The organism is Rhodococcus sp. P4_B6 (genome assembly GCF_056402215.1).
Window position 1 is genome coordinate 1 of the sequence record NZ_JBFUHV010000284.1, and the last position, 7,214, is coordinate 7,214.

The window sequence follows — 7,214 nt, forward strand, 5'->3', positions numbered from 1 at the left end:
CCTCGGCGGCAACGTTCGCCGCCGCCGGCGACGGCGGATACGTCGAGGCGGTGTACTTCACCACCGAGCCCGAGGCCCGCGCACACGAGAAGGTCACCGTCCCCGACGATCTGCGTTCGCTGTTCGAGGAGGAAGGCCGGCTGATGGGCGAGGTCGACTACTTCGACCTGCGCGAGCCCATGCTGGTCTCCGCGTCGCGGTAGCGACAACCACCCACCGCACGCCGCACCGGCCCCCACCTCCGGTGGTGAGGGGCCGGCGTATGCCCACCACCTCTTCGAGCATCTACGCCCCGCCCGGCCACCGCGTGCGATGGCCGTGATCGCCCGGGCCGCCGGCGACGTCCTCGACCATGCCACACGGGCAGTCGGTCAACGCGCCGGGTGCTCGTGACGCTTCATCCGCATCATCATCGTGCACTCCGCAGGGCGCCGGGCTCGTCGTTTTTCGACAACCGGGTTCAGAACCGATCAGTGAGGCGACCGGTCGACGTGCGCCCTGCTCCCGGCGCACCAGGTGCGCTCGTCAGCTGCCTGGGTCCGATGACAGCTCGGGTCTGACGGCACTGCCGTTCTTCCGGCGATCGCACCGCGACCACCGGATCCGGCACGATCCCGGCCGGTGAGCTGCCGAGCCGGGCGTGCCCCTGCTGCGAATATTCCTTGTGCTAAACCTTTTCCGGGTTCCAGGTCGAGACCGCCCAGATGACGACGACGTCGAGTGCGATGATCACCAGCGACCACACCGGGTAGTACGGCAGCCACAGGAAGTTCGCCAGAATCGAGATCGCGGCCACGATGATCGCCGACACCCGGGCCCATCCGGCGCCGGTGAACAGCGCCAGGCCGACGATCGCGACGAGGGCGCCGAGGACGAGGTGGATCCAGCCCCAGGTGGTGAGGTCGAACTTGTAGACGTAGTCCACCCCGACCACGAACACGTCGTTCTCGGCGACGGCGGCGAGGCCCTGGAAGAATTGGATGATGCCGACGGTGACCATGATGATCGCGGCCGCCATCGAGGTGCCGCCCGCGAAGCGTTGTTCGGTCGATGGATACTCGGACACGGCCGTCCCCTTCCCCACAGCTACGAATTCGTTCGGTACGACGATTGTCCGCCGCGGCGTGCTGCCTTCGCCGGAGAACCCCGGATTCCGGCTGGAACGAGCCCGGCGACGATCTTCTCGGTGGTGAACTGGAGGTCCGGCCGGCAGGGTCGGTGCCGGTCGTCCTCCGTTCGTTCGCGAGCGTGGGTCACTCTCGTTCGGGTCGCCCCGCATCGTGGCCCTGAGCAAGGGCAAGGGCAAGGGCAAGGGCAAGGAATCAGGGGGACAGAATCTGTGCTGCTGCATGATGCTTGTGGTCCGGCGAGCCGGGTCGGACACGATCTCGACGCCGACCCCGGACAGCGGGGGGCGACGGCCTGCGCCCCCATTCATGATCAGCCTCCCCGGTCTTGTCGAAGGATTAGGCTCACACCAGCCCGGGCGTGGTGGACGGCCGCCGACACCGGTGCCCCGCTCCCGGGCCTCGCCATCTCCTGCCACCGCTCACGACAGACGTGGTGAGTGACGCACGAAGACCCGCCGCACCCCCCAGCCGCCGATCGCGGCCCGCACCGCCGGCGCGGTGTGCAGGGTGGTGGGAAGTTCAGGTGTGGTATCGGTTCGGGTTGCGCCGGTGCACGACTGTGCGTGGCATCGAGGGTGCGCGTGGCGGCCCGTTCGACCAGCAGGGGGACGAAGCCTCGGATGCGGCCTCCGTCGAACCGACGGAGGGATGCCTCGATCAGGTAGGTCCTCGATCACCTCGGGGTCGAGGTCGGGGTAGCTAGCGCTGGATCAGTCGGGTTCGGACGACGTCGATAGCGTGTTCTTCGCTGTCGCCCATGACGACTATGTCCCGCCCGGCCGGGCGGGGCAGGAACACGTTTCGGCGAACGATTCCAATGTGCGCTCCCGCGGCCGGCGGACTGACGGGACGAGCTCGCCGCGCGCCCTCGGGTTCTGTCTCGGTTGATGCTGACGTCGTGTGCGGGAGTCGCTGTGGCTGTTACCTTCCCGCGTCGGATTCGGAGGTGGTGGGGAATGGGCTGGGACCGAGTGCGAGGGTGAGGGAGGTGGGGTGGAGTCCGATCTCGGTCCAGCTGGTGGTGAGGATCAGCGACCCGGTGCGCGGGTAGGTGCCGATCCAGTACAACGGCGTCGTGCGGTACGGCCCGGATTCGTCGGAGGGGGGTTCGGTGGGGTGGAGCGGGTCGGCGGGGCCGTCGAGGTCGTCGACGAGGACGAGCACGGTCAGGTAGGACCACCGCGCCGACCAGTCGTGGGGGTCGGTCAGGGGACGGGTTTCGTAGCGGGCGAAGTCGGCGCGGATCCCGGTGACACRCATCGCCAGTTGCAGCAGCAGCCCGGACGCGAATGCGGTGACCGCGGACAGTTCGAGGGTCAGGTCTTTCTCGGCCGTGATCGGCAGCGGTGCGTGCACGCGAAGACCTCGGTCGGGGGGCGGCGCGATAGCCGGCCAACGATGGCGGCGCATGCTTCATCTTCGCACCACTGGCCGCCTCCCGGGTCCGGGATCAGGCGGCGGAATTGTGTGTTTCCCAGAGACATTCGTCCGGAGGCACCATTGCTGCCGAGACGAAGAGGTCCCGCAGTCGACTGACGGCCGTGACGGTGAGGCGGGGTGTCCTGCCGTGACGCCACCACCCAGTCCGCGGTCGCCTCAAGGGCGCACCCTCGGTGCCGAGCTGCAGCTCGGATTTCCAATGCCAGATCGACTCGTACTTTTCACCGGCAACGGTCACCGGGCACCGTCGATTTGGTCATTGTGGGGCGTCTTCGTCTTCGTCGTCGATGGCAGCTCCTCGTCTGCCACCCCGATGGCGGAGCCGCGCCGGTATCGGCGAGTCCTGCGGTACGACAGAATTTCTCCGTCCAGGTCCAGCACCACCTCGTACAGTGCCAACATGTCCGCTGACGGAGGGATACGCCGGTCGTCGACCACCTCCACTTCCACCGTCCAKCCCTCCTCGGTCGGCAGCACCGCCGTCGCGCTCTGCGACTCCTTCCCGATCACATCCGCGATGTCACGCAACGCGGCCGCAGCGGCCGCCGCTGCCGACACGGGCGGGGATGTTCGTCAACCATCCCAACCATCTCCTCCTTTTGCTTCGTGAGCATCTGGTGTGAGATCTGTTGTGGCCGGATTCCTGAATGGACCGCGCACGTCGGTCAGGCGTGGAACACCTACGACGTCGCACCGTGGAATCTGTACAACGTGATCTGGCGGATCCAGCACTGGATTCGCGGCGGCGTCAACACTGATCGGTGACCTGAATCCGCTCTCCAGCGGCGTCAGGGTGCGCGGTTCGGCCGGGGTGCCAGACATTCTGACGCAAGACGCGCAGCAGGGTCCCGGGGCTCATCAGCCGCTCCGGACGATCGACCAGGGCGGCGACGCGGATGAAGGCAGTAGCGAGCACGGGATCGTGCACGGCGGCTTCGTGCAGGCGCCGGATGTAGGCGTTGCCGATCCGCATCTTCGGACTGCGGTGTCCCATCACTTCCGGGAACGCCAGGTCCCCGCCGACCGACATGGCCCATGGAACGTCGATCACCTTTGCGACATCGCGGAAGAAGCAGCGTGCGTGTGGCTCGGTGCCTCGCTGCAGGTGACGGTGCAGYGTGCGCGCCTCGAGCGCCGCCACGGTCATCCCCTGTGCATAGATCGGGTTGAAGTTGCACAGGCCGTCCCCCGTCACGAGGAAGCCGGCGGGGAAGCGCGACAGTCGTTCATACCGTCTGCGGACGCTCGCCGGAAACCGGAAACTCCGGGCCTGCGCGAGCGGCTCGGCGTCCCGGATCACCTCGGCGAGGTCGGGGATCCGCAGGGACGTGGCAAAGTCGAGGAAGCCGTCCGGATCGGTCGGCGGATAGTCGCCGAGCATCCCCATCAACGTCACCAGGAAACGGTGTCCCTCGAGCAGCTGTAACGCGCCCCCTCGCGGAGAATCGGGTGTCGGACCGATCACGATCCCTCGGTCGTCGCCCAACCCCGGCGCCGGGGCTCGGTAGATGCGGGTGGCGTAGCCGAGGCCGACGTGCACCTTCTCCTCGTCCGGGCGTCCGAAGCCGAGATCCGCCAACCACATCGGGGCGCGCGAGCCCCGTCCGGTCGCGTCCACCACCAGGTCGGCATCGAGGATCTCCTCGGTACTGCCGTCGGCCCGCCGGAGAACACGGACCCCGGTGACGCGAAGGCGGTCGGGCGTCGTGGTGATGCCCGCGGCATCGCAGCGGTCCACGATCGTGACCCCGGCCAGTTCGCTCACCCGGGCACGCACATAGCCCTCCAAGAATGGCCGGCTGGCGCTCACAACAGTCATTCCGCTCTCCGGCTGCGGAAATCGGTGCCCACTCAGGCACCACCGCACGTCGCGCAGGTTGTCCAGGGTCGGCACCCCCAACCCGACCAGGTCGTCGGTGAAGCTCGGGAACAGCTCCTCCAAGATTTGCTGGCCGCGTTCGATCAGCACGTGGGTGTGGCGGCCCTGAGGCACGCACCGTCGCGGCTCGGCTGCGCCCGGGAGGTGGTCGTGATCGACCACAATCACCTGCGAATACGCTTCGGACAGTACGCGGGCCGCAAGCAAGCCGGCCATGCCGGCTCCGAGCACGACCGCTCGGTGTCCGATCTGAGTTGTCATGGGAGCCTCCTCGATTGGATACGAGGAGAATGCAAGCATTCGGTGTTCGATCACCAGTCCGAATACTGCTCAGTCGTGTTCATTGCGGGTGTCCGTAGACGTCGCGGTCCCACAACCACGAGACGATCCGCGCGACACCTTGTGTGAGGTGGCGCCGATACGTGCTGAACGGCACTCCGAGCACCCGGGCGGCGGCCTCCTGGGTTCCCGCCGGGCGCAGGTACGTCCGGTCGACCGCCCGCAGCAGTTTGTCGTCGCGTGGGTTGTCGGCCAGCGAGTCCACCGCGTCGCGGAGCACGCAGTCGAGTTCGGCGACGTCCGGCTCCCCATCGCTGCGATCGCACACGACCCGGGTGCGCATCAACGGGTTTCGCCGGAGCAGGTCGGGGCGGTGCCAGTCGTGCAAAGCCTGCCGGACCGCCTGCTCGAACTCGGGTTGCGAAAGTACCAGCRGGTCCGGCGTCGGTCGCAGAGGTGCGGAAGGGCTCTCGGACAATGCGCGCTCGGTGACCCGCTCGAGCCATGCGTCGACCGGGACGCGACGGAAGTCGTGCGCGAACAGCCCGTACGTTCGGACGCCCACCTCGAAATCGGCGCCCTCGGCACGCGGAAGGTCGGCGACCGCGAAGTACTCGTTCCACCGGTCCGGCTCGGCAAGTGTGAGGAAGTCCCAGGACAGGCCCGGTGTGCACAGGTACCGCTGCATGGTGATGATTGGAATGGCGTTCATCGTGGGCGACGGGTCCTGATAGGTGTCGAGGTCGACGACGAACCGGGTCTGGGTGACGGTCTCCCCCGTTCGCGGCGGCGAGTGCCCGCGGGCGAACTGCCAGGCCGCCGCGGCACCCGGATCCGATGCCAGATCTTCCGCGGACGCGAGGCTCAGATCGATGAGGCCGAAGAACCCACGGGGCGCACCGTCGGGACGGCGCACGATGTAGAAGCCGTCGGGCTGGCATTCGAACCAGGCGGCCGCGATGGCCGCCGCCTCCGCACCCTCGTGTAATCGGGTGAACTCGACGATCGTTTCGCGATCCGCCGGGGAAGCGGGTTCCGGATAGTGCCGGCCCCACGATTCCCAATCCACCGGGTACAGAATCCCCGGCAGATTGCGAAACACGAACTTCAGGTCGAAGATCATGCGCTGCTGTTCGCGCCCGGTACACGACAGAAGTGAGTGGCGAATGTGCCGGCACACGCGGTGGAAGACGTCGGTGTAGGCGTCGAGGTCGCGCCACCGCAGGTCCGCGTCAATGACGTCGCGGGCCATATCGTGTGGGGCCAGGCCCTCCGGGCCTGCGTCGACGAACGACAGCTGCCGCAGCCACCCGAACATCTCGTGCGCGTCCTCGAGCCCGAGGGCGTCACGCAACAGTGCCTCGGTGGTCACTCGGGCGAGGGCGCACACCTCGAGCGCCCGCCGATGCGMGGGGCTCGGCACCACCGCGATGAACCGCTGCATCAGCTCCCCCATGAGGTCGGGGGTCAACGGATCGGCCGCCACCTCGCCGCCGCGGGATGCCACGTCGGCCAACAGCGCCAGCGCAAGCGGATGGCCGTGCGTGGCCCGGCAGATCCGTTCGTGCAGCGGCGGCGGCACCGCCACTGCCCGGAGAAACTCTCTGCTCTCCTGCGGAGTGAGATTCCGTAGGGACACGACCCGCAACAACTCGGACCACGCCGCGTCGGACCGCCATTCGGAGCTGGGCGGTGTCCGGGCCGCGATCACGGTGAGCGCCGTTGCCGGTAGTCGCGGCAGCAATTGCCTGCGCACCCACTCGTCGATCGGCGCCAGAACCTCGTACGTGTCGATGAGGACGCAAAGTCGTTCCTCCTCCCGCGCGATCACGCCCGTGTCAGGCACATCGACGGCCTCGCCCAACGCTGCCAGGACAGCCGACGGAGACGGCGGAATATCGCGCCCGTCGAGCCGGACGACCGACGCGCCCGTTTCCGCCGCGATCTGCGCGCACTCGTCCAGCAACGTGGTCTTCCCGATCCCTCCGGGGCCGTGCAGGAACAGCACGGACAACTGCGGATCGCCCGACTCCAGTCCAGCCCGAACCAATTCGCGCTCGACCCGGCGCCCGACGAAGGTCCGCCTGCGCCTCGAATTCAGGATGTCTCCGAGCAGTATCGAGGACTGTGCCGTGCCCTCCATACGTCCAATCTAGGAGCAGTGCCCTTCGAACAAAACCTTGGTGGGATCCGCTCAACGGTGTGTGCACAGCGCGTCCGCTCCGTACACACCCGCCACCTACCAGTTCGCTTGTCTCCCACGGGCGACGAGGACGTCGTCCGCGCCCGCGTCGATGCGGGTGCCGAAGTCGCGGCTGATCCCGTCGAGAACCCGCCGCAGCCATTCGGTGTCACTTGTCGACGCGCGTTGCAGTTGCAYCCGCCGGGATCTCATCGGCACCATTCGTAGCTCGAGCAGTTCGTGCGTGCGCGCGTCGAGGGTCACCAGGTAGAGCAGCCGCAGATCGTCGCGGTAGCGTTCGTGC

General features: G+C 67.6%; 7 protein-coding genes and 2 pseudogenes. 2 read left to right on the forward strand and 7 right to left on the reverse strand.

All coding sequences use genetic code 11. The features are described from left to right. A pseudogene (locus AC1DWT_RS48420) lies at nt 1-203 on the forward strand (hypothetical protein); the annotation flags it as partial. A gap of 464 nt (nt 204-667) precedes the next feature. Here AC1DWT_RS48420 and AC1DWT_RS48425 read toward each other — a convergent pair. The 4 genes from AC1DWT_RS48425 to gvpO form a co-directional block, all read right to left on the reverse strand. Then, a complete protein-coding gene (locus AC1DWT_RS48425) occupies nt 668-1,018 on the reverse strand; it encodes a DUF7144 family membrane protein (RefSeq protein ID WP_206016293.1) in 351 nt (116 codons plus the stop codon). Between the two features lie 422 nt (nt 1,019-1,440). Next, a complete protein-coding gene (locus AC1DWT_RS48430) occupies nt 1,441-1,791 on the reverse strand; it encodes a three-helix bundle dimerization domain-containing protein (RefSeq protein ID WP_477925993.1) in 351 nt (116 codons plus the stop codon). A gap of 260 nt (nt 1,792-2,051) precedes the next feature. Next, nucleotides 2,052-2,540, reverse strand: coding sequence for a hypothetical protein (locus tag AC1DWT_RS48435; RefSeq protein WP_477925991.1), 489 nt, complete (start codon nt 2,538-2,540; stop codon nt 2,052-2,054). 264 nt (nt 2,541-2,804) lie between these two features. Beyond that, nucleotides 2,805-3,128 carry a gas vesicle protein GvpO gene (gvpO, locus tag AC1DWT_RS48440; protein ID WP_206015670.1) on the reverse strand — a complete coding sequence of 108 codons (324 nt, stop codon included), beginning with the start codon at nt 3,126-3,128 and terminating at the stop codon, nt 2,805-2,807. Between the two features lie 48 nt (nt 3,129-3,176). Here gvpO and AC1DWT_RS48445 point away from each other — a divergent pair, with 48 nt between their 5' ends. After that, nucleotides 3,177-3,335: a hypothetical protein gene (locus AC1DWT_RS48445; protein ID WP_206015669.1), complete on the forward strand. Its 159-nt coding sequence runs from the start codon at nt 3,177-3,179 to the stop codon at nt 3,333-3,335. Here AC1DWT_RS48445 and AC1DWT_RS48450 read toward each other — a convergent pair. The 3 genes and pseudogenes from AC1DWT_RS48450 to AC1DWT_RS48460 all read right to left on the reverse strand — a co-directional run. Further along, nucleotides 3,319-4,710 (reverse strand): NAD(P)/FAD-dependent oxidoreductase, encoded by a 1,392-nt coding sequence (locus tag AC1DWT_RS48450; RefSeq protein WP_206015668.1) that lies wholly within the window; start codon nt 4,708-4,710, stop codon nt 3,319-3,321. The genes AC1DWT_RS48445 and AC1DWT_RS48450 overlap by 17 nt on opposite strands. A gap of 79 nt (nt 4,711-4,789) precedes the next feature. Further along, on the reverse strand, nt 4,790-6,871 hold the full coding sequence (locus AC1DWT_RS48455; protein WP_477925992.1) for an ATP-binding protein: 2,082 nt from the start codon (nt 6,869-6,871) through the stop codon (nt 4,790-4,792). Nucleotides 6,872-6,967: 96 nt separating this feature from the next. Next, nucleotides 6,968-7,214, reverse strand: a pseudogene (locus AC1DWT_RS48460) (CapA family protein); the annotation flags it as partial.